This window comes from Kribbella sp. NPDC000426, assembly GCF_040300265.1.
In the GTDB taxonomy this organism is placed as follows: Bacteria; Actinomycetota; Actinomycetes; order Propionibacteriales; family Kribbellaceae; genus Kribbella.
Window position 1 is genome coordinate 1 of sequence record NZ_JBEPDK010000012.1, and the last position, 25,910, is coordinate 25,910.

General features: G+C 68.8%; 25 protein-coding genes. 16 read left to right on the forward strand and 9 right to left on the reverse strand.

What is annotated here, in order from left to right; all coding sequences use genetic code 11:
- Positions 1–125: 125 nt before the first annotated feature.
- A complete protein-coding gene (locus ABT313_RS42275) occupies positions 126–521 on the reverse strand; it encodes a DoxX family protein (RefSeq protein ID WP_350866342.1) in 396 nt (131 codons plus the stop codon).
- Between the two features lie 59 nt (positions 522–580).
- Between ABT313_RS42275 and ABT313_RS42280 the strand changes: the two genes are divergently transcribed.
- Positions 581–1,072 carry a MarR family winged helix-turn-helix transcriptional regulator gene (locus ABT313_RS42280; protein ID WP_350866344.1) on the forward strand — a complete coding sequence of 164 codons (492 nt, stop codon included), beginning with the start codon at positions 581–583 and terminating at the stop codon, positions 1,070–1,072.
- A gap of 17 nt (positions 1,073–1,089) precedes the next feature.
- Positions 1,090–1,461 carry a glyoxalase superfamily protein gene (locus ABT313_RS42285; protein WP_350866346.1) on the forward strand — a complete coding sequence of 124 codons (372 nt, stop codon included), beginning with the start codon at positions 1,090–1,092 and terminating at the stop codon, positions 1,459–1,461.
- A 3-nt stretch (positions 1,462–1,464) separates the two neighbouring features.
- Here ABT313_RS42285 and ABT313_RS42290 read toward each other — a convergent pair whose 3' ends face one another.
- A complete protein-coding gene (locus ABT313_RS42290) occupies positions 1,465–2,799 on the reverse strand; it encodes a nucleobase:cation symporter-2 family protein (protein ID WP_350866348.1) in 1,335 nt (444 codons plus the stop codon).
- A gap of 150 nt (positions 2,800–2,949) precedes the next feature.
- On the opposite strand from ABT313_RS42290, the gene ABT313_RS42295 reads away from it, so the two are divergent.
- Positions 2,950–5,673: a helix-turn-helix transcriptional regulator gene (locus tag ABT313_RS42295; protein WP_350866350.1), complete on the forward strand. Its 2,724-nt coding sequence runs from the start codon at positions 2,950–2,952 to the stop codon at positions 5,671–5,673.
- A 609-nt stretch (positions 5,674–6,282) separates the two neighbouring features.
- Positions 6,283–8,271, forward strand: a complete 1,989-nt coding sequence (ligA, locus tag ABT313_RS42300; protein ID WP_350866352.1) for an NAD-dependent DNA ligase LigA — start codon at positions 6,283–6,285, stop codon at positions 8,269–8,271.
- On the opposite strand, the gene ABT313_RS42305 is transcribed toward ligA, so the two are convergent.
- Complete coding sequence (locus tag ABT313_RS42305) at positions 8,268–8,615, reverse strand: YciI family protein (RefSeq protein ID WP_350866354.1); 348 nt, start codon at positions 8,613–8,615, stop codon at positions 8,268–8,270. The two genes, ligA and ABT313_RS42305, sit on opposite strands and share 4 nt — an antisense overlap.
- Before the next feature lie 163 nt (positions 8,616–8,778).
- Between ABT313_RS42305 and ABT313_RS42310 the strand changes: the two genes are divergently transcribed.
- Both ABT313_RS42310 and ABT313_RS42315 read left to right on the forward strand, forming a co-directional pair.
- The gene (locus ABT313_RS42310; protein WP_350866356.1) at positions 8,779–10,854 is read left to right on the forward strand and encodes a hypothetical protein; all 2,076 of its coding nucleotides are present in this window, start codon (positions 8,779–8,781) and stop codon (positions 10,852–10,854) included.
- A complete protein-coding gene (locus tag ABT313_RS42315; protein WP_350866358.1) occupies positions 10,851–11,492 on the forward strand; it encodes an HAD family hydrolase in 642 nt (213 codons plus the stop codon). The genes ABT313_RS42310 and ABT313_RS42315 overlap by 4 nt, the downstream gene beginning before the upstream one ends.
- Here the strand turns inward: ABT313_RS42315 and ABT313_RS42320 are convergent.
- A complete protein-coding gene (locus ABT313_RS42320) occupies positions 11,489–11,887 on the reverse strand; it encodes a DUF6855 family protein (RefSeq protein WP_350866360.1) in 399 nt (132 codons plus the stop codon). The two genes, ABT313_RS42315 and ABT313_RS42320, sit on opposite strands and share 4 nt — an antisense overlap.
- A gap of 67 nt (positions 11,888–11,954) precedes the next feature.
- Here ABT313_RS42320 and ABT313_RS42325 point away from each other — a divergent pair, with 67 nt between their 5' ends.
- The 4 genes from ABT313_RS42325 (at position 11,955) to ABT313_RS42340 (ending at position 14,875) form a co-directional block, all read left to right on the forward strand.
- Positions 11,955–12,275 carry an ArsR/SmtB family transcription factor gene (locus ABT313_RS42325; protein ID WP_350866362.1) on the forward strand — a complete coding sequence of 107 codons (321 nt, stop codon included), beginning with the start codon at positions 11,955–11,957 and terminating at the stop codon, positions 12,273–12,275.
- A complete protein-coding gene (locus tag ABT313_RS42330; protein WP_350866364.1) occupies positions 12,272–12,700 on the forward strand; it encodes an SRPBCC domain-containing protein in 429 nt (142 codons plus the stop codon). The genes ABT313_RS42325 and ABT313_RS42330 overlap by 4 nt, the downstream gene beginning before the upstream one ends.
- Positions 12,701–12,871: 171 nt before the next feature.
- Positions 12,872–13,855 (forward strand): calcium-binding protein, encoded by a 984-nt coding sequence (locus tag ABT313_RS42335; protein WP_350866366.1) that lies wholly within the window; start codon positions 12,872–12,874, stop codon positions 13,853–13,855.
- Between the two features lie 114 nt (positions 13,856–13,969).
- Positions 13,970–14,875 carry a hypothetical protein gene (locus tag ABT313_RS42340; protein WP_350866368.1) on the forward strand — a complete coding sequence of 302 codons (906 nt, stop codon included), beginning with the start codon at positions 13,970–13,972 and terminating at the stop codon, positions 14,873–14,875.
- 4 nt (positions 14,876–14,879) lie between these two features.
- Here ABT313_RS42340 and ABT313_RS42345 read toward each other — a convergent pair whose 3' ends face one another.
- Positions 14,880–16,310, reverse strand: coding sequence for an alpha-amylase (locus ABT313_RS42345; RefSeq protein ID WP_350866370.1), 1,431 nt, complete (start codon positions 16,308–16,310; stop codon positions 14,880–14,882).
- A 101-nt stretch (positions 16,311–16,411) separates the two neighbouring features.
- Here ABT313_RS42345 and ABT313_RS42350 point away from each other — a divergent pair, with 101 nt between their 5' ends.
- Together ABT313_RS42350 and ABT313_RS42355 are read left to right on the forward strand one after the other, a co-directional pair.
- Positions 16,412–17,344 (forward strand): zinc-binding dehydrogenase, encoded by a 933-nt coding sequence (locus ABT313_RS42350; protein WP_350866372.1) that lies wholly within the window; start codon positions 16,412–16,414, stop codon positions 17,342–17,344.
- A complete protein-coding gene (locus ABT313_RS42355) occupies positions 17,341–18,324 on the forward strand; it encodes a sigma-70 family RNA polymerase sigma factor (protein ID WP_350866374.1) in 984 nt (327 codons plus the stop codon). The genes ABT313_RS42350 and ABT313_RS42355 overlap by 4 nt, the downstream gene beginning before the upstream one ends.
- Here the strand turns inward: ABT313_RS42355 and ABT313_RS42360 are convergent.
- From ABT313_RS42360 to ABT313_RS42370, 3 genes are all read right to left on the reverse strand, one after another.
- Complete coding sequence (locus tag ABT313_RS42360) at positions 18,321–18,650, reverse strand: antibiotic biosynthesis monooxygenase family protein (protein ID WP_350866375.1); 330 nt, start codon at positions 18,648–18,650, stop codon at positions 18,321–18,323. The two genes, ABT313_RS42355 and ABT313_RS42360, sit on opposite strands and share 4 nt — an antisense overlap.
- Positions 18,651–18,666: 16 nt before the next feature.
- On the reverse strand, positions 18,667–18,981 hold the full coding sequence (locus ABT313_RS42365) for a hypothetical protein (protein WP_350866377.1): 315 nt from the start codon (positions 18,979–18,981) through the stop codon (positions 18,667–18,669).
- 69 nt (positions 18,982–19,050) lie between these two features.
- On the reverse strand, positions 19,051–20,040 hold the full coding sequence (locus ABT313_RS42370) for an aldo/keto reductase (protein ID WP_350866379.1): 990 nt from the start codon (positions 20,038–20,040) through the stop codon (positions 19,051–19,053).
- A 200-nt stretch (positions 20,041–20,240) separates the two neighbouring features.
- Here ABT313_RS42370 and ABT313_RS42375 point away from each other — a divergent pair, with 200 nt between their 5' ends.
- From ABT313_RS42375 to ABT313_RS42385, 3 genes are all read left to right on the forward strand, one after another.
- Entirely contained in the window at positions 20,241–21,839 is a 1,599-nt protein-coding gene (locus ABT313_RS42375; protein ID WP_350866381.1) for a DHA2 family efflux MFS transporter permease subunit, read from the forward strand.
- 76 nt (positions 21,840–21,915) lie between these two features.
- On the forward strand, positions 21,916–23,226 hold the full coding sequence (locus tag ABT313_RS42380; protein ID WP_350866383.1) for an epoxide hydrolase family protein: 1,311 nt from the start codon (positions 21,916–21,918) through the stop codon (positions 23,224–23,226).
- 54 nt (positions 23,227–23,280) lie between these two features.
- Positions 23,281–24,261 (forward strand): ArsR/SmtB family transcription factor, encoded by a 981-nt coding sequence (locus ABT313_RS42385; RefSeq protein ID WP_350866385.1) that lies wholly within the window; start codon positions 23,281–23,283, stop codon positions 24,259–24,261.
- 3 nt (positions 24,262–24,264) lie between these two features.
- Here the strand turns inward: ABT313_RS42385 and ABT313_RS42390 are convergent, their stop codons facing one another.
- Positions 24,265–24,459: a hypothetical protein gene (locus ABT313_RS42390; protein WP_350866387.1), complete on the reverse strand. Its 195-nt coding sequence runs from the start codon at positions 24,457–24,459 to the stop codon at positions 24,265–24,267.
- A gap of 84 nt (positions 24,460–24,543) precedes the next feature.
- On the opposite strand from ABT313_RS42390, the gene ABT313_RS42395 reads away from it, so the two are divergent.
- The gene (locus ABT313_RS42395; protein ID WP_350866389.1) at positions 24,544–25,896 is read left to right on the forward strand and encodes an FNR domain-containing protein; all 1,353 of its coding nucleotides are present in this window, start codon (positions 24,544–24,546) and stop codon (positions 25,894–25,896) included.
- The last annotated feature ends 14 nt before the right edge of the window (positions 25,897–25,910 follow it).

Below are 25,910 nucleotides of genomic sequence, written 5' to 3' on the forward strand. Positions count from 1 at the left end.
GGAGCATCGGGAGTGACTGGGTCGCCTTCAGCAGGTCAGCCTCACGAGGCGTCGCGATGACGGTCTCGACGAGCTCTTCCCCTTCGCCGAACTGCCGCCGGCACTGCGACCACTCGGTTGTGTTCTCACAGGGGACCGTGGTCGGCCAGGCCTACTGCGAGGGCGGCTATGGCGAGGGTGAAGAAGGCGGCCCAGTTGAGCCAGGCGGTGAGGCTGGTGTCGTGGGCTCGGAGATGGGCTCCGGCGGCGGCAGTGAAGTACAGGACGAGGCCGCAGGAAGCGGCCGTGCCCAGGGCGGGTACGGCGAAGCCGGCCAGTAGGCCGAGCGAGCCCGCGGCGAGCAGCACGCCCAGTGGAACCTGCCACGACACCGGAACGTGCAGCCGCTCCGCGGTCGCGATGACCGAGCGGTTGTGGGTGAAGTTCATGACTGCGGCGGACGCGTAGGCGATGGCAGCCACCACGGTGACCGCTATGTAGCCGGCGAGCATGGTCGCCTCCTCGAGTGAATAGCTTGGCATCAAGTAACTTGATGCCAGGCTACTTCGCTGTAGCTTGGTGTCAAGCTAAACTCCGGGCTGTGGAGAACGACTCCGTCGACCGGATCATGCAGGCGTGGCGCCAACGGGACCCGAAGCTGGACTCGAGTTCGCTCGAGGTCACCGGGCGGCTCGTGCTGGTCGCGGAGTACTACCAGCGGGTCGTCGCCGGCCTGCTGCAGCCGTTCGACCTGAGCATCGCCGACTTCGACGTACTGAACACGCTGCGCCGGGTGAGCGACCCGCACGGCTGCAAACCCAGCGATCTGGCACGGTTCGCCATGATCACGACGGGCGCGATGACGTCGCGGCTCGACCGCCTCGAACGGGCCGGCCTCATCCGCCGTGCGCCCGACCCCGACGACCGGCGCGGGGTGCTCGTCCAGCTCACCCGGCAAGGCAGCAAAGTCGGCCGGCAGGCGCTGGAGAAGCTGATCGTCACCAACCGGGAGTTCCTCGAACCGCTCAGCGAACAGCAGACGGCGTCGATCGCCGACGCACTCAAGCAACTACTTCTCCGGCAGGAAGGCTGAGCGGTAGGTTGCCGGGCATGGATTGGAAGCTTGAGTTGGTTTCGGTGCCGGTTTCGGATGTGGATCGGGCGAAGGCGTTCTACACCGAGCAGGTCGGGTTCGTTGCCGACCACGACCATCAGGTCAGCGACGAGTTGCGGTTCGTGCAGCTGACGCCGCCGGGGTCGGCGTGTTCGATCGCGCTCGGGAGTGGGATGGACCAGGCCGAGCCGGGATCCGTTCGGGGCTTGCAGATCGTGGTGGCCGATGTGGACGCGGCGCGGGCCGAGCTGACCGGGCGCGGCGTGGAGGTCTCCGAGGTCCAGGCGTTCCCCTGGGGCCGCTTCGTGTTCTTCAGCGACCCGGACGGCAACTCCTGGGCACTCCAGCAGATCACCAACCGGAACTGACGCTCACAGCACGCCCTGCTCCGGTGCCGCGGCGATGACCGACGGCCGGTCGCGGCGCAGTACCGGCAGTTCGTTGAAGAACAGGTTCAGTACGACGGCCACCAGCGCGGCCGCGCTGATCCCCGAGTGCATGATGATGCCGACCCACGACGGGAACGCGTCCCAGAACGTCGGCGCGGCGATCGGGATCACCCCGAAGGCCAGCGCGGTCGCCACCACGACCAGGTTCAGGTTGTTGTCGTAGGCAACCGTCGACAAGGTCCGGATCCCGCTCGCCGCGACCGTGCCGAACAGCACGATCCCGGCCCCGCCGAGCACCGGCGCCGGTACGGCGGCCACGAACCGGCCGACGATCGGGAGCAGCCCGAGCAGCACGAGGATGCCGCCACCGGTGGCGACGACGTACCGGCTCTTGATGCCGGTGAGCGCGACCAGTCCGACGTTCTGCGCGAACGCGCTGCAGGGGAACGTGCTGAACAGCGGCGCGACCGTGGTCGACAGCATGTCCGCGCGCAACCCGTTGGCGACCCGGCGGGCGTCGACCGGCGTACCGACGATCTGGCCGATCGCGAGGATGTCGGCGGTCGTCTCGGTCATGATCACCGCGATCACGATCGTCATCGAGATGATCGCGGCCGGCTGGAACGTCGGCAGACCGAAGTGCAGCACCGGCGGCAGGGCGACGACCGGTCCGTGGCCGACGTTCCCGAAGTGCGCCATCCCGGCCGCGGTGGCGATCACGGTGCCGGCAACGATGCCGAGCAGGATCGAGAGCCGGGACAACGCACCCTGGAACAGCCTGCTGATCAGCAGAATGATCAACAGCGTCAACCCGGCCAGACCGATGTTGCCGGGCGAACCGAGGTGGGGCGACCCGGCGCCGCCCATCGCCCAGGTGAACGCGACCGGCAGCAGCGACAGCCCGATCACCGTGATGATCGAGCCGGTCACCACCGGCGGGAACAGCCGGACCAGTTGCGCGAAGAACGTCGACAGCACCAGCCCGATCGCGCCGGCAACCAGGATCGATCCGAAGACCGCCCGGACGCCGCCGTCGGACGCGATCGCGACCATCGTCGAGACGCTCGCGAACGAGATCCCCTGCACGATCGGGAGCCGGGCGCCGAACGGCCCGATGCCCAGCGTCTGCAGCAGCGTGGCGACGCCGCTGAGGAACAGTCCCGCGGTGACGAGCAGACCGAGATCGGCGGGCGGCAGTCCCGCGGCGCCGCCGACGATCAGCGGCGGCGCGATCACACCGCCGTACATGGTCAGGATGTGCTGGGTGCCGTACAGCACCAGTGAGCGGATCGGGTAACGCTGGTCCTCTGGTCGCATGTCGCGGACTCCATCTCGACAAGGAATCACAGGGAATACCGCATCCCGGAAGCGGTATTCCGTTGCGCGAAACGGTAGGACACCGTCGATCACGCGTCAACAGTCTGTTGAATCTTGCTTTCGGGGTGAGCCCGGTGAAAGCCTGATCGGGTGGCGGAGCGTGAATTGCGGGGGCGGCAGCACGAGCTCGCCGTACTGGGCGGGATGCTCGAGGCCGCGCGCCAGGGACGCAGCGAAGCCGTCGTACTCCGTGGCGAGGCCGGCACCGGCAAATCGGCGCTGCTCGACGCGCTGACGGCCGGCGTCAAGAGCTGCATGGTCGCGCGCATCGTCGGCATCGAGTCCGAGATGGAGCTGGCCTACGCGGGGCTCTATCAGCTCTGCCGCCCGTTCCTCGGCCGGATGGACCGGCTCGCGCCGCCGCAGCACGAGGCGCTGGGGATCGCGTTCGGTCAGCAGGACGGGCCGGCGCCGGACCGGTTCCTGATCGGCCTCGCCGTGCTGAACCTGCTCTCCGACGCGGCCTCCGACCAGCCGGTGCTGTGCGTCGTCGACGACGCCCAGTGGCTCGATCTGATGTCCGCGCGGATCCTCGCCTTCGTCGCCCGGCGGCTCGAGGCGGAGTCGGTCGTGATGGTGTTCGCGGTCCGCGACGGCGTCGACCACGAGCTGACCGGGTTCAACGAACTCGAGATCCGCGGCCTCGACGACGCCGACGCCCGCGCGTTGCTGGATTCGGTGCTGCCGGGCCCGGTCGACCCGCGGGTCCGCGACCGGATCGTCGCCGAGACCCGCGGCAACCCGCTCGCCCTGCTCGAACTCCCCCGCACCTGGACCGCGGCCGAGCTCGCCGACGGCCTCCGCAGTACGACGCTCGCGAGCCAGATCGAGGACAGCTTCGTACGACGGGTCGAGGCGCTGCCGGCCGACACCCGGCTGCTGCTGCTTGTCGCGGCGGCCGAGCCGCTCGGTGACGCGACCCTGCTGTGGCGTGCCGTCGAGCGGCTCGGTCTGGGCGCCGACCCGGCCGCGGCTGCCATCGAGGCCGGTCTGATCACGTTCGGGCAGCAGGTCGCGTTCCGGCATCCGCTGGTGCGGTCGGCGGCGTACCGGACGGCGACGGCGCAGGACCGGCAGGCTGCGCACCGGGCCCTCGCCGATGTCACTGATCCGGAGATCGACCCGGACCGCCGCGCGTGGCATCGCGCGCAGGCAACCGTGCGGCCCGACGAGGACGTCGCGGCCGAGCTGGAACAGTCCGCGAACCGTGCGCGGGGTCGTGGCGGTTTCTACTCGGCCGCGGCGTTCCTCCAACGCTCCGCCGAGCTGACGCCGGACCCGGGCCGCAGAGCCCAGCGGACGCTGGCCGCGGCCGTGGCGAAGCGCAGCTCCGGCGCACTGGATTCGGCTCTGGAGCTGCTCCGCGCGGTGACTGCCGGTCCCCCGGACCCGCTCCGGACGGCCGAGGTCGAGCACCTGCGCGGCGAGATCGCCTTCGACCAGGGCCGGCCGCGCGAGGCCGCCGGCGGGTTGCTTGCGGCGGCCAAGCAGCTCGAGCTGCTCGATCCCGATCGCGCCCGGGTGGCCTACCTCGAAGCGATGTCGGCCGCCATCTGGGCGAGCGGCCCGAGTGCGCCGGGCATCGTCGCCTACGCGGCGGCCGAGACGCCGCCCGTACCTGCGTCCTCCGACTCGCCGATCGACGTTCTGCTCGAGGCTCTCGCGCTGCGCTACACGCGCGGCTACCCGGCGGCCGCGCCACATCTCGTCGCGGCCCTCGACCGGGCTCGCGCGACCGAGGTCGGCTCGGACGACGTCGGCGACTGGTTCTGGCTCACCGGCAACCGCGGCATCGGCATCGTCGCGGTCGAGGTCTGGGACTACGAGACCGCGCTCGCGCTCGCGACCCGGCAGGAGCGGACCGCGCGGGCGACCGGAGCGCTCGTACAGCTGCAGTTCGCGCTCAACTTCCGGGCCAACATGCTGTGTGCGACCGGCGACCTGGAGACCGTGTCCCGCCTGGTCGAGGAGGATGCCGCCATCGCCGCGGCGACCGGCAACGCCAGTGTCGGGATGGGCCGGCTGTTCCTGGAGGCGTACCGCGGGAACGAGTCGACAGCGCGCACGCTGATCGAGACAGCCATCCAGCGCGCGACCGATCAGAGCCAGGGCCGGATCGCCGCGTTCGCGACGTACACGAATGCCGTTCTGCACAACGGCCTCGGCCGGTACGACGTCGCCAAGGACGCGGCCCTGCAGGTCTTCGAGCAGGACGTCCTCGGGTACGGCGTACTCGCCTCGAGCGAGCTGGCCGAGGCCGCGTCGAGGACGGGCGACACCAAGCTCGTCGAGAGCACCCTCGCCTGGCTGACCGAACGCACGACCGCCACCCCGACAGACTGGGGACGCGGTATCGAGGCGCGCGTCCGAGGCCTGCTCAGCTCCGACGAGAGCGGGTACGTGAAGTCGATCGAGCACCTTGGCCGGACGAACCTCCGCATCGAGCTCGCCCGCTCCCACCTCCAGTACGGCGAATGGCTCCGCCGCGAAGGCCGCCGCGTCGACGCCCGCGAACACCTCCGGATCGCCCACGAGCAGCTGGACCAGATGGGTCTGGAAGCCTTCGCCGAGCGCGCCCGCCACGAACTGCTCGCCACCGGCGAGACGGTCCGCAAGCGCCGCCCCGACACCCTCAACGACCTCACCGCCCAGGAGGCCCAGATCGCCGGCCTGGCCCGCGACGGCATGACCAACCCCGAGATCGCCGCCCAACTCTTCATCAGCCCCCGCACCGTCGAGTGGCACCTCCGCAAAACCTTCTCCAAACTAGGCATCACCTCCCGCCGCCAACTCCGCACAGCCCTCACCCGCTGACGAAAAACAAGAAACAACGAAGACAGAAAAGAGAGAGGGTTATTCAGAAGCCCTCAAAAGGAAAGATCAAGAAAAGAAGCGAGATTCAGAGTGGTGGCTGGCTTCGGTGGCGTACCGGAGGTTGCCTGCGCGGAGTCGGCGCGGCCCGGAGTTCCTTCTGGAGAGCGGCCAGGAACCGCCGGCCCGGCCCGACGGCTGGAGCTCGTGCCGTGGGTGTGGTCCGGACGTGAGTCACTCATCAACCGCACGCAGGCCCGTGGCCGCAGGCGTGTGGCGCGTGGCTTGGGTGCCAGTGGCGGGGGTAGCTGAGTGGTGGCGGTCCGCCTCCGCGCCGCGGGCAGTCGTGGTTGGGGAGGATCTTGCGCCCGAATCGGTGCAGGATCCTCCCCAAGTCCGATCATCCAGGGCGGCGCACGCCCGTCGGCCCGCGTGATCCACAACCTCGCCGAGCCATGGCGAATGGTTCCGACCCCGAATGTCGAGTCGTGGATTGGGGCGGATTTTGTGAGCCAGTTTTCACGACTCGGCGGGAGTGGTCTGAGCCGGTTGCCACGACTCGGCGAGTGGGAGGTTCGGCGGTTTGTCGGGGGGTGCCGGTAGGGTCCTGGGGTGGATGTTGGGGAGCGGATTCGGGAACTGGCTGATCAGATCGTCGTGTTGCGGGATGCCTACTATCGGGGCTCGCCGACGGTGGCTGATGCGGAGTATGACGCGGTTGAGGATGAACTGCGGTCGTTGATCGAGGCCAATCCCGAGTTGGCGCCGGATCCGAATCCGTTGGAGCAGGTGGGTGCGCCGGCGGTGTTGCATGCGCCGGTCCGGCATTCGCGGCCGATGTTGTCGTTGGAGAAGGCGACCCGGCCCGAGCAGGTCGAGGCGTTCTTCAGCCGGTTCCCGGGCCAGTCGGTTGTCGTGATGCCGAAGCTGGACGGTCTGTCGCTCGCGCTCGTGTACGAGAACGGCCGCCTGGCTCGCGCGGTCACCCGCGGCGACGGGACGACCGGCGACGACGTCACACCGCTCGTGCGGGCGCTCACGGACGGAGTCCCGGCCAAGCTCGACGTGCAGGACCGGGTCGAGGTCCGCGGTGAAGCGGTCATGCTGCGCTCCACGTTCGCGGCGTACAACGTCGCCCACCCCGACAAGCCGCTGATCAACCCGCGCAACGCCGCCGCCGGCACCCTGCGCGCCAAGGACCCGGCCACGGTCGCCGAGCGGCGTCTGCAGTTCCTCGCCTTCGACCTGCTCACCGACAGCGCCGACACCGACCTCGAGCGTGCGCTCACCACGATGGGCTTCACCGTCGCCGACATGCAGCACTGCGACGACGCCGCCGCGGCGCAGGCAGTGATCACCTCGATCGAGCAGCGACGCAACGACCTCGACTACGACCTCGACGGCGCCGTACTGCGGTTGGCCGATCGCGACGCGTTCGCCGCCGCGGGCACCCGATCGAGCTCACCCCGCGGCGCGCTGGCGTTCAAGTTCGCCGCCGAGGAGAAGACGACCGTGCTGGCCGACGTGGTCTGGGACGTCGGCAAGACCGGCAAGATCGCCCCGGTCGCCTGGCTGGAGCCGGTCTTCGTCGGCGGTACGACGGTCACCCGCGCCACCCTCGCCAACCAGGAGGTGATCCGGGCTCGCGACATCAAGATCGGCGACACGGTCCTCGTCCGGCGGGCCGGTGACGTGATCCCGTTCGTGGCCGGCGTACTCGACGCGTCCAAGCGCACCGGCGACGAGCAGGACATCGTGCCGCCGGTCGTCTGCCCGTCCTGCGGATTCCCGCTGACCGAGCAGGGAAACAGCCGCGAGCTGTTCTGCACCAACGTCTCCTGCCCGGCCCAGACCGTCCGGCGGCTGATCCATTGGGCGTCCCGAGCCGCAGCGGATATCGACGCAATCGGCGGGGTCTGGATCGAGCGGCTGGCCGAGGCCGGGATCCTCGAGAACCCGTCGGACTTCTACCACCTGACCGCCGAGCGGCTGCTCGAGTTCGACCGGATCGGCGAGGTGTCGGCGGCCCGGATGATCGAGTCGATCAACACCAGCCGTCAGGTCGGCCTCCGCCGCGCCATGATCGGCCTGGCGATCCCGATGGCCTCCGAGGGCACCGCGGCCCGGCTGTGCCGCGCGGGCTTCGGCTCGCTCGAAGCCGTCGCCGACGCCGGTGAGGAAGGCCTCGTCGCGGTCGACGACATCGGCCCGAAGGTGGCCGCCTCGCTGATCGAGCACCTGACCCGGCTGCGCCCGGAGCTCGAGCGCCTGCGGGAGGCGGGCGTGTCGCTCGACGTACGCGAGGAAGACTTGCCGCCGGTCGTCGCGGCCGGTGCACCGCTGGCGGGCAAGACCGTGGTCGTGACCGGCTCGATCAGCGACCCGCGTTCCGGCGAGAAGGTCGCGCGGCCGGCGTTCCAGCGGCTCTGCGAGAAGGCCGGCGCGACCATCGCCTCGTCGGTCTCGGCCAGCACCGACCTCCTCATCACCGGCGCCGACGTCGGCGCCGCCAAACTCACCAAGGCCGAGAAGCTCGGCGTCACCGTCGTCGACCAGTCCGAGATCTGGCAGCAACTCCAGGCCGCCGACCTGCTCAACTAGATATCGGTACGGCGGAACGGGAAGAACTCGCGGACGTCCTGGGCGCAGTGGCAGGCGACCGCGACCTTCGCGGCCCACTTCAGGGCGTCGTCGAAGGTCGGGACGTCGACGACGAACAGGCCGCCGATCAGCTCCTTGCTCTCCGGGTAGGGCCCGTCGGTGATCATCCCGTCGGTGTCGACCAGGGCGTGCTTCTGGCGGTAGTCCAGCCCGCCGGTGAAGACGAGCACCCCGGCGTCCTTCGCCTCCTGCACAACCGCGTGCGCGTCGTCGGCGACCTGGGGCAGCTCCTCCTCGGTGATGTCCATCGCGCCGTCTTCGAACGAGATCAGGTACTGCGTCATCTGAGCGCTCCTTGTCCCGCGGCCGCTGTCCGGCCGCCTCTCACCCCTGCTACGAACGGCGTACCCCGGATCCGACAGGTCCGGTCAAGAAAGTCTCACAGCTGTTGTCCGGTTCCTGACAGCACCCTGGCGCCCGGCGCGCCGGGCGCGAAAGGGTTGAGGCATGACGGACAAGCACCGTGAAGCGACCGGCTTTCAGGAGCAAGCGCCGTACGACGAATCGATCGACCTGCGCACCGATTTCGTCATGGTCTACGGCCTCAACGACACCACAGCGCAGCGCATCGCCCGGTGGCGGGAGGCCGGGTACCGCGTCCACCTGATGACAGGCATCTCCTGGGGCACCTACCAGGACTATCTGGACGGGAGGTGGGACGGCTCCGACCACTGGGCCGACGCCCAGACCACGGGTGACGGCAAGCCGATCCTGCACGGTCAGAGCACCGACATCCCGTACATGGTCCCGACGTTCAGCTTCACGGAGTACCTGGTCCAGAAGCTCCGTCCGATCATCGAGCTCGGCGTCGAGGGCATCCACCTCGAGGAGCCGGAGTTCTGGGCGCGGGCCGGCTACTCGGAGTCGTTCAAGCGCGAGTGGCAGGGGTTCTTCAAGGAGCCGTGGCAGGCCCCGCACAGCAGCCCCGAGGCGCACTTCCGCGCCGGGCAGCTCAAGCAGCACCTGCTCTCCCGCAGCCTCGACCGAGTCACCTCCGTACTGCGTGACGAAGCGCTCCAACAGGGTCGTGAAGTGCGCTTCTACGTCCCCACCCACAGCCTGCTCAACTACACCCAGTGGCAGATCATCAGCCCCGAATCCCGTCTGCGGACGCTCCCCTCGATCGACGGCGCGATCGCACAGGTGTGGACCGGAACCTCCCGGACACCCAACGTGTACGCCGGTGTGGTCGCCGAGCGCACGTTCGAGACGGCGTACCTGGAGTACGGCATCGCGCAGGACCTGACCCGCGGCACCGACCGGCGAATGTGGTTCCTGCACGACCCGATCGAGGACCACCCGGACCGCACCTGGGAGGACTACCTCGCCAACTACCAGCGCACCCTGATCGCGTCGCTACTGCACCCGGGCGTGTCGCGGTACGAGGTGGCGCCGTGGCCGAACCGGATCTTCAACCGCCCGTACCTGCGGGAGGGAACCGACGAGCGGGAGCTGATCCCGCCGGACACCGCGACCAGCTACCTGATCGCGATGAACAGCCTGCGCGATCTGGATCAGCCGGACGTGCAATGGGATCAGGAGGGCCCGCGGATCGGGATCGCGCTGTCGGACACCGCGATGTTCCAGCGCTGGTCCCCCGGCGGCGAGAGCGGGCACTACGACGGTCTGCAGGACGCGCTGGCGCTGGAAGGCCGGGAGCAGCTGCACTTCTCGGACTTCTACGGTCTCGCGCTGCCGCCGCTGTTCGACGGGCAGCGGGTCGCGCCGGTGCAGCTGGAGAACGTGATCGACACTCCGGACGCGCTGGACGATGTCGACGTACTCGTCCTCAGCTACGAGTTCCAGAAACCGCTGGCACCGAGCATCCACTACGCGCTGGCCGGGTGGGTCAACCGCGGCGGCAGCCTGCTGTACGTCGGCGACGGCGCCGATCCGTACCACGCGATCCGCTCGTGGTGGACCGGCCGCTACGACACCTGCGCCGACCACCTGGCCGAGGCGCTCGGTGCGGGCCGCGACGGCATCCAGACGATCGGGAAGGGGCGGGTCCGGTTCCTGCCGGTCCGCCCGGCCGAGTTCACCGAGTCCCCCGAACGTGCCGCCGAGCTGGTCGCGGCGATCCGCGAGCTGGCCGAGGCAGGTGGTCACACCTGGCAGTCGACCAACTGGTTGTCGGTGCAGCGCGGTCCGTACCTCATCGGCGCCGTACTCGACGGGACTCACGTTGTCGAAGGCAACTATCTCGACCTGCTCGACCCCGGGCTGCGCCTCGTCGAGCGGCGGGAACTGGGCCCGGGGCAACTGACCTGGCTCCGCGACCTCTCGTACGACGAACAGACGCTGCTCGCCTCCGCCGGCCGCGTCGTGGACTGGGCCTGCGACCAAGGCACCATCACGTTCAGCTGCGAAGCACCTCGCGGCGTGCAGGTCGTCACCGCGCTCCGAGTCCCGTCCGAGCCGGCGTCGGTCAACACCGACCACGAGTACGACGCGACGTCCGGCGTACTGCGGGTGCGTCATCCTGGCGAACCGGGCGGGACCCGCGTAGAAATCAGGTTATGACTGATGCGGTGGTCTTCGATCTCGACGGGGTGCTGATCGACTCCGAACCGCTGTGGGACGAGGTGCGACGAGGCGTCGTGGCATCCGCCGGCCGGGACTGGCCGGCGGATGCCACGGAGGCCTTGCAGGGCATGAGCACGCCGGAGTGGTCGGCGTACCTGACCGACGTGGTCGGCGTACCGGGGTCGGCCGAGGAGGTGGCGGCCAGGGTGATCGACGGCATGGTTGCCCGCTACCGGTCGCAGCTGCCGTTGCTGCCGGGTGCGGTCGAGGCGGTGCAGCGGCTGGCGAGTCGCTGGCCGCTCGGGCTGGCGTCGTCGTCACCCCGGCGACTGATCGACGCCGTGCTCGACGCCGCGCAGCTGACCGAGCACTTCCGCGTCACGATCTCCACCGAGGAGGTCGGCGCCGGCAAGCCCTCCCCCGCGGTCTACAACGAGGTGGTACGGCGGCTCGGCGCGTCCGAGGTCGTCGCCATCGAGGACTCCAGCAACGGACTGCGCTCGGCGTCCGCGGCCCACCTGCGGGTCATCGCCGTACCGAACGCGAACTATCCGCCGCAGGACGACGCCCTCGCGCTGGCCGACGCAGTCGTCCACTCGCTCGACGAGGTCACCACGGACCTCGTCGCCGGCTAGAGCGCGCGGACGCGGTTGTTGCGGGGGTTGTGTTCGAGCTCGACCAGGCCGAGCACCTCCAGGACCGGCGGGACGTAGTTGGCGAAGCGGCCGCGGTAGCCCTTGCGGAGGCCGTACCAGCCGCCGACCGGGTTGTCCTCGGACCGCGCCCAGGCCTCGACCGTGCCCGGTGCGGCCGGCTTCTGCTCGTCGGCGTTGCCGAGCGGCATCCAGTCACCGTGCGCCTTCAGCATCGCGTGCAGATCGTCGATACAGCGCACGTCGTAGCTGAGCTTCGTCGTACCGACCTGGCACACGAGCGCGGTCTCGTCGCGATACACCTGGTACTGCGAACTGCCGGGCGGGGTGGTCAGCACCCACGGGTCCGCCGCTGTCCCTGAACCATTCGCACCCATGACTCCCCCTCTTGGTCCACTTTCGGTTACCGTAACACTCAGGTTACCGAGCTGGGGAGTGTGTTCAGTGGAGGAGCGTGCGGCCGGGCCGGCGTTCGACGCGTTGGGGGACGCGAACCGGCGGGCGATCGTCGAGATCCTCGGCAGCGGCGCGCTGTCGGTCCGGCAGATCGCCGAGCAGCTGCCGATCAGCCGGCCGGCCGTGTCCCGGCACCTGCGGCTGCTGAAGGACGCCGGGCTGGTCAGCGACGTACCCGACGGGAATCGCCGGGTCTACCAGCTCCGCGAGGAGGGCGTGGACGCGGTCCGCGCGTACTTCGCGGAGGTGTGGGGATCGGCTGCGACCCGGTTCCGGATCGTCGCCGAGAACACCTCGGAGGAGCGGTGATCGAGCCCCTGGTGGTCGAGTTCGAGGTGGACGCGTCGGTCCCGCACGCCTTCGACGTGTGGACACGCAAGTGTGCGAGTTGGTGGCCGAGCGGTCATACCGTCAGCGGCGATCCGGCCGCGATCACGTTCGAGCCGCTGATCGGTGGACGCATCGTCGAGACGGGTCCGGACGGCGCGGAGCACCTGTGGGGCGAGGTCCTCGACTGGGACCCGCCCGGGCGGTTGCGGTTCCTGTGGCACCTGTTCTTCGACCGCAGCGAGGCCACCGAGGTCGAGATCACCTTCAGCCCGCGCGGCGACGGCACCGTCGTACGGCTCGAACAGACTGGCTGGGACAAGCTCGGCCCGGCCGGCCGCCCACGCCGCGACCGAACGGGGGCGGCGTGGGCGGCGATCACCTCGCACTACATCGCCGGTCTGTGAACAGTTCGTTGGCCTCCCCCACGATCTCCTGATTTCCCCTTGTGTGCCGTGCATACGAGCACCGAACGAATTCGGTTCAGCCTGAACCGTCCGGCGTCGGTGCCCGTGTAGGGCCCATACATTCCGGCGAGTCGACTCGAGACGGCCGTGAACAACAGGGGAGAAATCATCATGAGTACTGTGGCAAAGCGTGTTCGGCGCGGGCTCGCCGTGGCAGCTGTCAGCGCCGGCATCGCCGTGAGCCTTGCCGGTACGGCGTCCGCGGCGCCGGCCGGCAGCGTCGTGATCGACACCGGCCAGCTGATCGTCACCGGCACGAACCGTGCGGACAACATCACGCTCACCGTGCCGGCCGCCGACACCTCCGTGGTCGAGGTCGACCTCGGCGACGGTACGGCGAAGCGCGTCGTCAAGCGGGCCGATTTCGGCCAGATCCACATCACCAGCCGGGGCGGCAACGACGTCGTCCGGATCGACTACGGCGCCGAGGTGCAGCCGGCCACGATCATCGACACCGGGAACGGCAACGACACCGTGTTCGGTGGCAGCGGCAACGAACTGATCCGCACCGGCGCCGGCAACGACAGCGTGGACGGCAACCGCGGCGCCGACACGGCACAGCTCGGCAGTGGTCGCGACACGTTCACCTGGGATCCGGGCGACGGCAGCGACGTCGTCGAGGGTGGCCGCGACCAGGACACGATGGTGTTCAACGGTGCGGCCGCCGCGGAGAAGTTCGTTGCCGCTGCCAACGGTTCGAGGATGCGGTTCACCCGGGACGTCGGCAACATCGTGATGGACACCGACAACGTCGAGCGGCTCACGCTCAACGCTCTCGGCGGCGCCGACACCGTCACCGTCGGCGATCTGCGCGGTACCGACGTCCAGAAGGTCTCCGTCGATCTCGGCGGGCAGCTGAACACCAAGGGCGGCGACGCGGCTGTCGACGCGGTGACCGTGACCGGCACTCCCGGCCGGGACCGCATCCACGTCTCCGGCTCTCGCGGCGACGTGCGGGTGTCCGGACTGCGCGCCGACGTACAGCTGAAGAACGCAGAACCCACCGACCACCTCACCGTCGACACCCTCGCCGGCAACGACCGCGTCTCCACCCGCGGACTCGCGCGAGGCACCATCGCACTCAACATCCTCTGACCACGTTCATCAAACAGCCCGGCGTCCACTCCCCCGGACGCCGGGCTTCGGCACAACTTCGGTCCCACCGCGGGCATCAGGACAGGTGAGGGGCTAGTCCGGGGGAGGACAGAAATGAAGCGAACACTCGTTACAGGGACGGTCGCGACGCTACTCGCCGTCGGCTTGTTGCCGACGTCAGCCGACGCGTCACCCCGTGCCGCGACGCAGGCGTGTGAGGTCAACCTGGGATCCGTCACGGCCGGCGGTGACCAGTGGACGCAGCTCATGGCCGCGACCACACCGCCGACCCGCACGTACGAACACATCGTCGGCCGGGACGTGTATCCGGACGGCCAGGTCCGGCTCAGCGCCACGATGACCGCCGACGCGAACGCGGCCGGCCCCGAGGTCAGCGGCTACCTCGTCATCGGCGACGCCCTGTACAAGAGCTTCTACGCCGCCAACTTCGCCGACGGCGCGATCCTGCGCTCCAGCCTCAACCGAGTGGGCGGTGGCTGGGCCGGTTTCACCGCCGTCGACCAGTCGACATACGCGAGCGGCTCGTTCTACCGGACGAACACGTACGGTCTGCGCAGCGACGGCGTCCTGTTCCGATGGACCGTGGATACGCAGGGCGTCTGGCGGAACAAGACGTCGTACCCCGGGTTCCCGGCGGTCAAGTCCATGACGCTGATCAGCCAGACCCGGACCTACGACACGTTCCTCGCCAACACCCGCGGCGGGGCGTTGTACACGATCCACATCCCGACCGCGGCGTCGGCCGGCGCGGTCGTCAAGCTCATCCGCGGCTCGACCTGGCAGGGCTTCGAAGCGCTGGTCGCGCAGCGGTGTGGTCAGTACGGCACGCTCCTGATCGGCATCGACAAGGACACCAAGTCTGCCTACCTGTACGCCGTCGGGCACGCGAACGGCACCGCGACCGTCATCCAGAGCCGCGGCAAGCTCCCGGTGAGCCTGGACGATCCGGTGTACTTCCACTGGACCGGCCCGGCCGCCACCCCGCCGTACGGCGAATAGCCCTTCAGGACACCTTGGCGGCGGCGTGTAGGGCCAGGCCGTCGGTTGGTGCGATGTCGGCGCGGAACCAGCCGCCTGAGTCGACTGTGTACGTCGGGCCGCTGCAGTGGCCGGGTGTGTAGTCGCCGTGGAAGACGTCGCAGTACACCCCGGCCGGTAGGTCCGTGTGGAAGCTGCGGCCGGTCAGCGCGGAGCTCTCGTCGTTGAGGACGAGGTATCCCTTGGTGCCCCGGCCGAAGGCGATCGCGTCGTTGCCGTTGTCCCACCACTCGGTCACGGCCGTCCCACGGACCGAGTTGTGGAAGCCGACCATGTTCGCGATCACGCGCCACTCGTGCTCACAGCGCCAGCGGTTGGTGAAGCACGTCGTGTCGACGGTCTGGCCGGAGCTCGTCGACGGCGGGCCTTCGTCGTTCGAGCTGTATTCGTAGCTCGACATCACCTTCGGCGTGCCGTACGTCCACGCCAGCATGAACGCGTTCGCCATCGCGTACCGGCCGTTGTCGCGGAACGTCAGGACGCCGCTCCCCCGCTGCGTGTCGTGGTTGTCGGTGAACACCACCGCGTGATCCGACGGCAGCGGCTCGGCGAACGTGCGCAGATACGCCAGTCGCTCGGTGTTGAAGATCTTCGCGAGATCCGTCGCGTAGCGGAACTCCAGCACGTCTCCGTTGCCGACGTACTCGTCCGGGGTGATCGGCTCGCCCGCGCCGTAGATGACCTCCTGATAGATGTACGCCGGGCGCGACAGCTTGGCCTTGATCGCGGCGATGTCCGCGGCCGCCATGTGCTTCGAGGCATCCAGCCGGAACCCGTCGACGCCGATCGACAGCAGATCGTTCAGGTAAGCCGCGATCCGGCCGCGCACGTACTCGGTGTCGGTCGCGAGATCGGCCAGGTCGACCAGCTCGCAGTTCTGCACCTCGTACCGGTCGTTGTAGTTGACGATGTCGTCGTTGCCGTTCCGCCCGCAGTGGTGGAAGTCCTGGTTCTGGTAGATCCCCGGGTAGTCGTAGTGCGTGTACGACGAACCCGCGCTGCCGACGCCGCCGGACGAGCCGCCGGTCATGTGGTTGATCACGGAGTCGACGTACACCTTCACGCCGGCCGCATGACAACTGTTGACCATGGCAACGAACTCCGCACGCGTGCCGCGGCGGGTGTTGTCGATCCTGTAGCTGACCGGCTGATAGTCCTGCCACCACGGGTACCCCGACGCCGGCAGCACGACATGCTCCTGCGGCGGCGAGACCTGTACAGCGCCGTACCCCTTGGGGCCGAGGACTGCGCCGCACTCACGGCCGACGCTGTTCCAGTTCCACTCGAACAGTTGGACGATGACGTCGCGGTCTCCGCTCGGCGTGGCCTGCGCGACCGGCACGCTCAACCACACCATCGACAAGCCGGCCAGCAGCACGAACGCACGGCGAATCATCAGCTCTCCCTAGGGGCGTCGGGAACTCTCATCAAACCAGACCGATTCCTTTTCGTCGCGGGGTCGGTCTACCTGTCATGGGAATGCGAGCGCTTCAACAGATGTCTTTCGACGGTCCGCGCGACCTGCGGCTGGTCACCGATGCGGCGGTACCGGTGCCTGGGCGGGGTGAGGTGCTGATCAGGGTTGCTGCTGCCGGGGTCAACTTCGCCGATGTCTCCAAGAGTCGTGGGACGTTCGGCGGCGGGCCGCAGCCGCCGTACCTCGCGGGCTTCGAGGCTGCTGGAGAGGTCGTGGCCGTCGGCGAGGGGGTCGAGGGTCAACTCGGTGCGCAGGTCGTCGGAGTCGGGGACGGCGCGTTCGCGGAGTACATGGTGCTTTCGACGCCCGTGCCGATACCGCCGGGCTGGGCGCCGCGCGAGGCGTTGGGGATCCTGGTGAACTGGCCGACCGCGTTGGCTGCGGTGAAACTGCTGGGCGACCTCACCCCAGGGCAGACGGTCGTGATTCACGCAGCCGCGGGTGCGACCGGCCAGGCCGCCGTGAAGATCGCGAAACACCTCGGCGCCACCGTCATCGCTACGGCGTCGCGGCCGAAACACGAGGTTGTGCTGGCGCTGGGGGCCGACCATGTCCTCGACTCGCGCAGTACCGACCTTGCAACCGACATACTGCGACTGACCGACGGCGCCGGCGTTGATCTGGTGGTGGAGTCCGGCGGGACGCTCGAAGCCAGCCTGGCCGCGGCCAAGCGGGTCACGGGCCGGGTCGTCGTCACCGGATTGGCCGGTGGTGAAGCCGCGGTCACCAACTGGGACCTCGTCTACCGGCACCAGGTCCATGTCATCGGCTTCAACCTCGGCGTACTCATCCAGACCGCACCTCAGCTGTTCGGCGAGCTCATGGGTGAGCTGTTCGCCCTTGAGGTGCTCTCACCTTGCCGCCCCACTACCTATCCCCTGGCCGACGGGCCGAAAGCACTCGCCGAGCTGGAAGCCCGCGCGACCGTCGGCAAGCTGGCCCTGCTGCCTTGAGACAATTGCGTATGGGCTCGGACGAGCAGTTCGCCGCCGACACCGAGCGGTACCGCCGGGAGCTGCTGGCGCTGTGCTACCGCATGGTCGGCTCCGCGCACGACGCCGAGGACCTGGTGCAGGAGACGTACCTGCGGGCCTGGCGCTCGTACGCCGGGTTCGAGGGCCGCGCCTCGATCCGCTCGTGGCTCTACAAGATCGCGACGAACGTCTGCCTGACGGCTCTCGACTCGCGACAAAGCCGGGTGCTGCCGTCAGGTCTGACAGGCCCGTACGACGGACCCGACCGGGCGCCGGTCCCCGCCGTACCGGGTGAGGTCTCCTGGCTCGAGCCGCTCCCGGACAGGTGGATCGCCGCGGACGATCCGGCCGCGGTGATTGTGGCGCGTGAATCGGTGCGGCTCGCGCTCATTGCGAGCCTCCAGCTTCTGCCGCCGCGTCAGCGCGCGGTACTCATCCTGCGCGAGGTCCTGGCGTTTCCGGCGACCGATACCGCGGAGATGCTCGGCACCACAACGGCGGCGGTCAAGAGCGCCCTGCAACGCGCGCGCTCGACGCTGGACGAGGTCGAGCCGGACGAGCTCCTCGAGCCGACGGACGAACGGGCTCGTGCGTTGCTCGACGGATACATCACGGCTTTCGAGCGGTCGGACGCCAACCTGCTGGAGCAGGTACTTCGGGCTGACGCCACGCTCGAGGCGACGCCGTTCCGCGATTGGCAGGCGGGCAAGACGAGGTGCATCCACCTGCTCGAGGCTCATGTGTTCGGGGCGCCGGGCGACTGGCGGCTGATCCCCACGACCGCCAACGGCCAGCCCGCCGCGGCCGTCTACCACCGCGGCCGGGCGAGCGGCATCGTCGTACTGACCGTGACCGCCACCGGCATCTCCCGGGTGGTGGAGTTCCAGGATCCGGCCCTGGTCGCGGCCTTCGGCTTCCCGTCAGGAATCGAGAAGCCCGAACCGACCGTGCACCCCTAGCGTGAGTCGTCGGGCGCGTCGTCGGGGGGTCTGACCTCGAAGTGGGTGACGGTGAGTTCGCGCTCGAGCAGGTAGTCGTCGTCCTCGGGGTAGTACTTGGCGTGGGTGATGTCGTCACCGGCGAACGCGCGGATGTGGTCGAGGTCGGTCCACCAGCTGAGCGTGACGATCTCGGTCCGGCCGTCACCGAGATCCCGGGTCAGGAGCTGGGCGCCCTGGTTCCCCGGCGTACGCCGGTAGCCGGACATCCCGGTGCGCTCGACGATCTCGGCGTACTCCGCGGCCTTCTCGGTCGGCACCCAGCCCCGCCACATCCGCGCGATCATCGGCTGGTCCCGCCGGTCAGGAGCGGTCGTAGTGGGACGGCGGGAACGGGTGGCGCTCGGTCAGCGGGTAGATCTCACCCTCGGACTCCTCGCGGTCCAGCTCCGCCTTCGCCTCCTCGTAGACCTCCGACTGGGTCACGTCGGTCGGCACGGGCTCGTCGGTCGCCGGCGGCACCTCGTCCGGGTCGTACGCGTCGACCCCGGCCTCGACCCGCTCCTCCTCGGTCCGGCGATCCAGCTCGTCCTGGTCCGGGTGAATCGCGTCGCCGCCACCGTGCTCCCGCCGATCACGATGCACGTTCTCCGACGTCTCGAAAGGTTCCTCCGACATCGCTCCTCCTCAACCGGGGTTCAACAGGGGTTCAACAGGGGTGCCGCACGAACCACAGTAGGCCACGACCTACAGGTTGGTCTGGGCCTCCAGCTCATCCGGATACCGCCCGCCCTGGATCTCGATCCGCGCCGACGCCTCGGTCAGCCGGTCGAGCTCGTCCGCCGACAGCGTGACCTCGGCGGCCCCGAGGTTCTCCTCCAGCCGGTGCAGCTTCGTCGTACCCGGAATCGGAACGATCCAGGGCTTTCGCGCCAGCAACCATGCAAGCGCGACCTGTGCCGGCCTCACGCCCTTCGCGGCGGCGAACGACTGCACCAGCTCGACCATTGCAACGTTGTGCTGCAACGCCTCGGCACCGAACCGCGGGATCCGCGCCCGCAGATCGTTGTCCTTGTCGAAGGTCGTCCCGACCGTTCCGGTCAAGAACCCTTTGCCGAGCGGGCTGTAAGGCACAAACCCGATCCCCAGCTCCTCACACACAGCCAGTACCTCTTCCTCGGGGCGACGCCACCACAGCGAGTACTCGCTCTGCACTGCGGTCACGGGCTGTACGGCGTGCGCGCGCCGGATCGTGCCCGCGGCCGCCTCGGACATCCCGTACCGCTTGACCTTGCCGGCCTCGATCAGCTCCTTCACCGCCCCGGCGAACTCCTCGATCGGGTACGCCGGATTCACGCGATGCTGGTAGTACAGGTCGATCGCCTCGACCCCGAGCCGCCGCAACGAGCCTTCGACCGCGCCCGCCACCTCGTCCGGCCGCAGCATCCGCCCGACCGGCTTGCGCTCGACCGGATCGATCGCGTTCGCGAACTTCGTTGCCACCACAACCTGATCCAGGTACGGCGCCAGCGCCTCGCCGACGAGCTCCTCGTTCGCATGCGGTCCGTAGGTCTCCGCCGTGTCGAAGAACGTGACGCCCAGCTCCACAGCAGCCTGCAGAAGCCTCACCATCTCCGCCCGATCCGGCTGCCCGCCATACCCACCGGTCATCGTCATACAACCGAGCCCGACCGCCGACACCACCGGACCGTCGGCCCCGAGAGTGCGTTCCTTCATCTGTCCTCCTAGTTGCTCACAACCCAGACAACCGTCTCCGGACAGTCGGCGGGAGGCCCTCATGAACGGGGTACTGACAGAACCCCCTTCGACAGGAGTTGGGTGGTGACGGGGAGTTATGGCGGGGAAAGAGGATGACTTTTGGGGGGTGGGCGCGCGTAGGCTCTGGGACAGACGTGCTCGTACCCGAGGGGGGACCCGTGAGCCAGCCTGACGCGCAAACCGAATACCCCGATCAGATCGATGCCGCGGTGCTGAAGATCGCCGGTGTGGTGGTGCTCGGCGCCATCATGTCGATCCTCGACATCACCGTCGTCAACGTCGCGCTGCCGACCTTCCAGGACGAGTTCGGGACGGCCGGCAACCCGATCGCCTACTCCACGGTCGCCTGGACGGTCACGGCGTACACGCTCGCGCTGGCGACCGTGATCCCGCTGACCGGGTGGGCCGCCAACCGGTTCGGCACCAAGCGGCTGTACATGACCGCGATCTTCCTGTTCACCGCCGGGTCCGCGCTGTGTGCGACCGCCACCAGCATCAACATGCTGATCGGCTTCCGCGTCCTGCAGGGCCTCGGCGGCGGCATGCTGATGCCGCTCGGGATGACGATCATGACCCAGGCCGCCGGCCCGCGCCGGATGGGCCGGCTCATGGCGATCCTCGGCGTACCGATGCTGCTCGGCCCGATCCTCGGCCCGATCCTCGGCGGCTGGCTGATCCAGGTGGCGAGCTGGCACTGGATCTTCCTGATCAACGTCCCGCTCGGCGTGATCGCGTTGATCTACGCCCGGTTCGCGCTGGCCAAGGACCACTCGGAGCCGTCGGAGTCGTTCGACTTCGTCGGTGTGCTGCTGATGTCGCCCGGGCTCGCGCTGTTCCTGTTCGGCATCTCGTCCCTGCCGGCCGAGGGCGGTGACTTCGGTGCCCCCCGGGTGTGGGTCTCGGTGCTGGTCGGCGTACTGCTGATGGCGGCCTTCGTCTGGCACTCGTTCCGCCCGGCGCACCCGCTGCTCGATCTCCGGCTGTTCCGCGACCGCAACCTGACCATCTCGATCATCACGATGTTCCTTTTCGCCGCCGCGTTCTTCGGCGGACTGCTGCTGGTCCCGACGTACTTCCAGCAGATCCGCGGCGAGTCCACACTGCACGCCGGCCTGCTGGTCGCGCCGCAGGGCATCGGTGCGATGGTGACCATGCCGATCGCCGGGCGACTGGTCGACAAGGTCCCCGTGGGCCGGATCGTGCCGTTCGGGATCGGGTTGATCGTGATCGGCATGTTCGGCCTGACCCAGATCACCGCGACCACGCCGTACGGGATCCTGATCGCGATGCTCTTCGTGATGGGGCTGGGCATGGGCGGCACGATGATGCCGCTGTTCACCACCGCGCTGCGGACCCTGCGCGGCGCCGAGGTGGCGCGCGGATCGACACTGCTGAACATCACCCAGCAGATCGCCTCCTCGTGCGGTGTCGCGACGATGTCGGTCATCCTCACCAACCAGCTCAACAACTCCCCGATCATCCCCGGCACGCAGAACATCCCCGGCCTCGACGAGGGCTTGCGCGAGACGCAGGCAGCGATCCTGGCCAACACCCGTCCGGCGAGCATCATCCCGCTGCACCTCGACCCGGCCGTGCTCGCGCGCGGTCTCGCCGATGCCGCGGCGTCGTTCGCGCACACCTACTGGGTCGCCTGGGTGCTGGTCGTCATCACGTTGATACCGGCGTTGATGCTCCCGCGGAAGCGTGAGGTCGTGAACCTGACCGACGAGAAGGCGCCGCCGGCAGTCATCGACTAGGCATTTCTACTGGGGCGACGCGGACACGGGCGGAGCAACCTTTCACGAGTACACGGAACTCGTGAAAGGGAAGAATATGTCTACGTCAGCGTCCCCCAGGCCCAGCCGGCGCACGGTGCTGTACGGCGGGCTGGCCGCAGGGCTCGCCGTACCCGCCGTTGCGGCGCTCGGCGACCAGGCGGCAGCAGCTCCGGCCGCAGTGTCGTCACCGGCACCGTCAGGCTCCGCCGCCATCCGGCCGTTCCGCTTCACCGCATCGCGTGACCAGCTCGACGAGTTGCGCCGCCGGGTCGCCGCGACCCGCTGGCCCTCCGCGGAGCTGGTCACAGACCGCTCGCAGGGTGTCCAGCTCGCCACCAGCCAGGCGCTGGCGAAGTACTGGAACACCCGGTACGACTGGCGCAAGTTCGAGGCCAAGCTCAACAAGCTTCCGCAGTACACCACCGAGATCGACGGCGTGGACATCCACTTCATCCACGTCCGTTCCCGGCACGCGGACGCCATGCCGTTGGTCATGACCCACGGCTGGCCCGGCTCGATCGTCGAGCTGCTCGAGACGGTCGGCCCGCTCACCGACCCGACCGCGCACGGCGGCAGCGCCGCGGACGCGTTCCACCTGGTGCTGCCGTCGGTCCCCGGTTTCGGCTTCTCCGCCCAGCCGACCCAGACCGGCTGGGACACCGGCCGCACCGCACGCGCCTGGGACGAGCTGATGCGCCGCCTCGGCTACCCGAAGTACGTCGCCCAGGGTGGCGACGTCGGCGCCGCCATCACCGACAGCCTGGGCCGGCTCGCACCGGCCGGTCTGCTCGGCATCCACCTCAACCTGCTCGTTCCGGCCCTCGGCGGCGCCCAGTTCCCGGCGATCACGCCGGAGGAGATCGCCGCCACCCAGGCGCTCGGCGAGTTCGCCCGGACCGGCAACGGCTACATCGTCGAGCAGTCCAACCGCCCGCAGACGATCGGCTACGCACTACTCGACTCGCCGGTCGCGCTGGCGTCCTGGATGCTCGACCACGACACCGACAGCTACTACAAGATCTCCCGCGCGTTCCGCGGCGGACTGGTCTCCGGCAACCTGACCCGCGACCACATCCTCGACAACGTCACGCTGTACTGGCTCACGGGCACCGGCGTCTCCGCGGCGCGCGCCTACTGGGAGAGCACCATGGCCCGCGGTGGGGCGACCCCACCACCGGTCGGCGTGCCGGTCGCGTTCAGCTCGTTCCCGGGTGAGATCTTCCAGTCGCCGCGCAGCTGGGTCGAGCTCGCCTACCCGAGCCTTGACTACTACAACAAGCCGGCTCGCGGCGGTCACTTCGCCGCCTGGGAAGAGCCCCAGCTGTTCACCGAGGAGGTACGGGCAGCGTTCCGATCGCTCAGGTAGCCGCCGACGGAACCCTCCGGCGCGTACCGTGAACACGGTCAGGAAGGGGAGGTCATGCTGCGGATCCGTTTCACCAGCGCGGACCTGGCGCGGGTCCGGGTGGCGAGCGGCCCGCATCCGTTGTGGGAGTCGGTCCTCAGCATCAACGGCCTGCAGTACCACAACCTCCCCGCCCGGTACTGGGCCTGGCGCAGCGCGGTAAGCGAACATCAGGACATCCTGCGCGCGGCGTACTCCGTCGTACCGGCCTCGGGCAACTTCGCCGACTTCCTGACACCGTCCATGTCATCAGGGTCATCAGGGTCATCAGGGTCATCAGAGGTCGACGAGCAGTTCGAGGCGATCCGGCAGGTACCGCGGGCCGTCGTCCGCGACGATCTGGCCCGCACGTACCCGGCCGCCGTACCGAGGCCACGGTGGGCGGAGGACGCGTACGACAGCGGCCGGCTCGATCCTGTCGTACAAACCCTCGAGCGGTACCACCACACCGCCGTACGCCCGGTCTGGAGCGCGGTCCGGACCGGGGTCGAGCAGGCACGCCAGCGACTCACGGCGCTGCTCCTGAACGCCGGGGTCGAGGGCATGCTGAGCCGGCTGCACACCTCGATCCGCTGGCACGCGCCGGTCCTCGAGGCCGACTACTTCACCGAGCAGACACTGGACCTCGACGGCCGCGGGCTGCTCGTCGTCCCGTCGTACTTCTGTTTCGGCGCGCCGGTCACGTTCATCGACGACGAGCTGCCGCCGACGCTGGTCCTGCCGATCCAGCCGGACGACGAGCCCTTCGACGACACGATCGCGGACCTCGACGTACTAGTCCGGCTGCTCGGCCCGACCCGCGCGAAACTCCTGGCCGGCCTGGAGAGCGCCGCGTCCACCAGCGAACTCGCCCACCGCCTCGGCGTCTCGCCCGGCTCGATCAGCCAGCACGCCAAAGTGCTCCGCGAAAGCGGCCTGATCACCACGACCCGCTTGGGCCAATCGGTCGACCACACCCTCACTCCCCTGGGCCGGGCAGTACTGCGAGGGCTGTAAGCCCTACTTCGCCGGGCCGTCCTTGCGGGTGAGCTTGTTCAGCTCGCCGCGGACGAAAGCGGCCTTCGTCGGCGTGTCCACGCCGGCCTCTTCCATGCCTTTGAGCCGGTCCGACAACGGGTTCGGCGTGTCGGTGAACATCTGGACCCACTCCGCGGTCAGGTCGGGGTCCTTGGGGTGCTGATCGTTTCCGGCCATGCGCCCATCCTCACGTGCGCCGGGGTCAGCCGCGGATTGTTGAGGTTGTGTTGCAGTGGTGGCCGACTGATCAACCTGTTGGGGGTGATCGGGCGTCTCAGCCTGCATTACTGGGGTGATGTGGAAATTCTGGGGGAATTTTCAATGGGCACGGTGCAGGTTCTCGAACGTCCGGATGTTGCTGCGTTGCCGGCGAAACTGCCGTTACTGCGACGGGTTCTGAAGCATCCGCGGTTGATGCAGAGCAATCGGCTGGCGCTGCTGGTCGTCGTCGCGAATGTCGTTGTGCTGTTGGGCGGAGTGCACGGGGTCGCCGATCTCGCGCTGGTGGCGCAGCTGAATTTCGCCGCCGGAATTCTGGTCCGGCAACAACTGATCCTAAATTGTCTTTCCCGGCTGGTGATGAAGGTCCCGAAATCCTGGCCGCTGCGCGTCCGCTGGGCCTTCGCGAAGGGTTATCACCTGGGCGGATTGCATGTCGGCGGCGCCGTCTGCGGCACCCTCTGGTTCCTCGCACTGACCGTCGCCGCAATCGGGCAGGTCGGTCCGGCGCTGCAACTCGTCTACTGTGCTCAGGCGCTCCTGCTGCTGTCGATCGTCATCACCGCGCGACCGAAAGCCCGCGCCAAGCACCACGATCGCTTCGAGCGCATCCACAGGTACGGCGGGTGGAGCCTGTCGATCCTGTTCTGGATCGGGGCACTACTGCTCGCGGACGAGCGACCCGGACCGCTGCTCACGGCGGTCGCGGCCACCCCGACCGTCTGGGTCCTCGCCATCACCACGATCAGCTCGCTGGCACCGTGGATGCTGCTGCGGCGAGTCCCGGTCGACGTCATCCGCCCGTCGTCGCATGTCGCCCTGGTGCATTCGCGCTACGGCATGCCGATGGCCGGCTCGTCGCGCTCCGTCGCACGGCACCCGCTGCAGCAGTGGCACAGCTTCGCGGTGATCCCGACGCCCGGCGTCGAGGGGTTCCGGATGGCGGTGTCGCGGGCCGGCGACTGGACCGGTGAGTTCATCGACAATCCGCCGTCGCACCTGTGGGTCCGGGGCATCGCGACCGCCGGCATGGCGAACTACGGCCTGGTCTTCCGCCGGGTGGTCTACGTGGCCACCGGCAGCGGCATCGGACCGATCCTTGCGCACATCCTGGCGAGCCGCGTGCCGAGCAAGCTCGTCTGGGTGACGCGCGACCCGGTGAAGACGTACGGACAGCACCTGGTGGACGAGATTCTCGCCGCGCAGCCCGACGCCCTGATCTGGGACACCGACGCGCACGGCAAGCCCGACATGGTCAAGCTGGCCTACTCGGCGTACGCCGATTCCGGTGCGGAGGCCGTGATCTGCGTGTCGAACCGCAACGTCACCTGGTCGGTCGTGCACGGACTCGAACAGCTCGGAATCCCTGCGCTCGGCCCGATCTGGGACTCCTGATACTAGGCTGGCGC

Coding starts and splice junctions, on each gene's coding strand:
- ABT313_RS42370 (WP_350866379.1), bottom strand. CDS start 20,040: ATGAAGGAACGCACTCTCGGGGCCGACGGTCCGGTGGTGTCGGCGGTC.
- ABT313_RS42310 (WP_350866356.1), top strand. CDS start 8,779: ATGACGGACAAGCACCGTGAAGCGACCGGCTTTCAGGAGCAAGCGCCG.
- ABT313_RS42285 (WP_350866346.1), top strand. CDS start 1,090: ATGGATTGGAAGCTTGAGTTGGTTTCGGTGCCGGTTTCGGATGTGGAT.
- ABT313_RS42315 (WP_350866358.1), top strand. CDS start 10,851: ATGACTGATGCGGTGGTCTTCGATCTCGACGGGGTGCTGATCGACTCC.
- ABT313_RS42345 (WP_350866370.1), bottom strand. CDS start 16,310: ATGATTCGCCGTGCGTTCGTGCTGCTGGCCGGCTTGTCGATGGTGTGG.
- ABT313_RS42350 (WP_350866372.1), top strand. CDS start 16,412: ATGTCTTTCGACGGTCCGCGCGACCTGCGGCTGGTCACCGATGCGGCG.
- ABT313_RS42360 (WP_350866375.1), bottom strand. CDS start 18,650: ATGATCGCGCGGATGTGGCGGGGCTGGGTGCCGACCGAGAAGGCCGCG.
- ABT313_RS42340 (WP_350866368.1), top strand. CDS start 13,970: ATGAAGCGAACACTCGTTACAGGGACGGTCGCGACGCTACTCGCCGTC.
- ABT313_RS42320 (WP_350866360.1), bottom strand. CDS start 11,887: ATGGGTGCGAATGGTTCAGGGACAGCGGCGGACCCGTGGGTGCTGACC.
- ABT313_RS42385 (WP_350866385.1), top strand. CDS start 23,281: ATGCTGCGGATCCGTTTCACCAGCGCGGACCTGGCGCGGGTCCGGGTG.
- ABT313_RS42335 (WP_350866366.1), top strand. CDS start 12,872: ATGAGTACTGTGGCAAAGCGTGTTCGGCGCGGGCTCGCCGTGGCAGCT.
- ABT313_RS42365 (WP_350866377.1), bottom strand. CDS start 18,981: ATGTCGGAGGAACCTTTCGAGACGTCGGAGAACGTGCATCGTGATCGG.
- ABT313_RS42290 (WP_350866348.1), bottom strand. CDS start 2,799: ATGCGACCAGAGGACCAGCGTTACCCGATCCGCTCACTGGTGCTGTAC.
- ABT313_RS42275 (WP_350866342.1), bottom strand. CDS start 521: ATGCCAAGCTATTCACTCGAGGAGGCGACCATGCTCGCCGGCTACATA.
- ABT313_RS42305 (WP_350866354.1), bottom strand. CDS start 8,615: ATGACGCAGTACCTGATCTCGTTCGAAGACGGCGCGATGGACATCACC.
- ABT313_RS42390 (WP_350866387.1), bottom strand. CDS start 24,459: ATGGCCGGAAACGATCAGCACCCCAAGGACCCCGACCTGACCGCGGAG.
- ABT313_RS42380 (WP_350866383.1), top strand. CDS start 21,916: ATGTCTACGTCAGCGTCCCCCAGGCCCAGCCGGCGCACGGTGCTGTAC.